The sequence below is a fragment of the Enterobacter sp. SES19 genome, assembly GCF_011765665.1.
GTDB classification, from domain to species: Bacteria; Pseudomonadota; Gammaproteobacteria; order Enterobacterales; family Enterobacteriaceae; genus Enterobacter; species Enterobacter pseudoroggenkampii.
Genome location: NZ_CP050320.1, coordinates 418,973 through 421,042 on the forward strand (window position 1 = coordinate 418,973; position 2,070 = coordinate 421,042).

General features: G+C 52.7%; 2 tRNA genes, 1 rRNA gene and 2 other annotated features (1 of these 5 running past the window's edge). All 3 genes read left to right on the forward strand.

Annotated elements, in window-relative coordinates:
• Window positions 1–791, forward strand: a 16S ribosomal RNA gene (locus tag GXP72_RS01920); it begins 257 nt to the left of the window's first position.
• A gap of 66 nt (window positions 792–857) precedes the next feature.
• Window positions 858–1,133 (forward strand) — a sequence feature (16S ribosomal RNA rRNA prediction is too short).
• A gap of 37 nt (window positions 1,134–1,170) precedes the next feature.
• Window positions 1,171–1,247, forward strand: a tRNA-Ile gene (locus tag GXP72_RS01925).
• Window positions 1,248–1,285: 38 nt separating this feature from the next.
• Window positions 1,286–1,361, forward strand: a tRNA-Ala gene (locus GXP72_RS01930).
• Between the two features lie 211 nt (window positions 1,362–1,572).
• Window positions 1,573–1,967 (forward strand) — a sequence feature (23S ribosomal RNA rRNA prediction is too short).
• Window positions 1,968–2,070 lie beyond the last annotated feature (103 nt).

Consider the following 2,070-nt stretch of genomic DNA (forward strand, 5'->3'; position numbering starts at 1 on the left):
GGGTGACGAGCGGCGGACGGGTGAGTAATGTCTGGGAAACTGCCTGATGGAGGGGGATAACTACTGGAAACGGTAGCTAATACCGCATAACGTCGCAAGACCAAAGAGGGGGACCTTCGGGCCTCTTGCCATCAGATGTGCCCAGATGGGATTAGCTAGTAGGTGGGGTAACGGCTCACCTAGGCGACGATCCCTAGCTGGTCTGAGAGGATGACCAGCCACACTGGAACTGAGACACGGTCCAGACTCCTACGGGAGGCAGCAGTGGGGAATATTGCACAATGGGCGCAAGCCTGATGCAGCCATGCCGCGTGTATGAAGAAGGCCTTCGGGTTGTAAAGTACTTTCAGCGGGGAGGAAGGTGTTGAGGTTAATAACCTCAGCAATTGACGTTACCCGCAGAAGAAGCACCGGCTAACTCCGTGCCAGCAGCCGCGGTAATACGGAGGGTGCAAGCGTTAATCGGAATTACTGGGCGTAAAGCGCACGCAGGCGGTCTGTCAAGTCGGATGTGAAATCCCCGGGCTCAACCTGGGAACTGCATTCGAAACTGGCAGGCTAGAGTCTTGTAGAGGGGGGTAGAATTCCAGGTGTAGCGGTGAAATGCGTAGAGATCTGGAGGAATACCGGTGGCGAAGGCGGCCCCCTGGACAAAGACTGACGCTCAGGTGCGAAAGCGTGGGGAGCAAACAGGATTAGATACCCTGGTAGTCCACGCCGTAAACGATGTCGACTTGGAGGTTGTGCCCTTGAGGCGTGGCTTCCGGAGCTAACGCGTTAAGTCGACCGCCTGGGGAGTACGGCCGCAAGGTTAAAACTCAAATGAATTGACGGGGGCCCGCACAAGCGGTGGAGCATGTGGTTTAATTCGATGCAACGCGAAGAACCTTACCTACTCTTGACATCCAGAGAACTTTCCAGAGATGGATTGGTGCCTTCGGGAACTCTGAGACAGGTGCTGCATGGCTGTCGTCAGCTCGTGTTGTGAAATGTTGGGTTAAGTCCCGCAACGAGCGCAACCCTTATCCTTTGTTGCCAGCGGTGGGGTGAAGTCGTAACAAGGTAACCGTAGGGGAACCTGCGGTTGGATCACCTCCTTACCTTAAAGAACCTGCCTTTGTAGTGCTCACACAGATTGTCTGATGAAAAACAGCAGTAAAAAACCTCTGCAGGCTTGTAGCTCAGGTGGTTAGAGCGCACCCCTGATAAGGGTGAGGTCGGTGGTTCAAGTCCACTCAGGCCTACCAAATTTGCGAAGCAAATTTGAAGAGGTTAGCAAAACGATGGGGCTATAGCTCAGCTGGGAGAGCGCCTGCTTTGCACGCAGGAGGTCTGCGGTTCGATCCCGCATAGCTCCACCATCTTTTACTGCGAAAACAAGAAAACTTCAGAGTGAACCTGAAAAGGTGCACTGCGAAGTTTTGCTCTTTAAAAATCTGGATCAAGCTGAAAATTGAAACGACACATCTTTAAGGTGTGTTCGAGTCTCTCAAATTTTCGCAATCAGAAGTGAAACATCTTCGGGTTGTGAGGTTAAGCGACTAAGCGTACACGGTGGATGCCCTGGCAGTCAGAGGCGATGAAGGACGTGCTAATCTGCGAAAAGCGCCGGCGAGGTGATATGAACCTTTGACCCGGCGATGTCCGAATGGGGAAACCCAGTGTGTTTCGACACACTATCGTTAACTGAATACATAGGTTAACGAGGCGAACCGGGGGAACTGAAACATCTAAGTACCCCGAGGAAAAGAAATCAACCGAGATTCCCCCAGTAGCGGCGAGCGAACGGGGAGCAGCCCAGAGTCTGAATCAGCTTGTGTGTTAGTGGAAGCGTCTGGAAAGTCGCACGGTACAGGGTGATAGTCCCGTACACGAAAGCACACAGGTTGTGAACTCGAAGAGTAGGGCGGGACACGTGGTATCCTGTCTGAATATGGGGGGACCATCCTCCAAGGCTTGGATCACCTCCTTACCTTAAAGAACCTGCCTTTGTAGTGCTCACACAGATTGTCTGATGAAAAACAGCAGTAAAAATCTCTGCAGGCTTGTAGCTCAGGTGGTTAGAGCGCA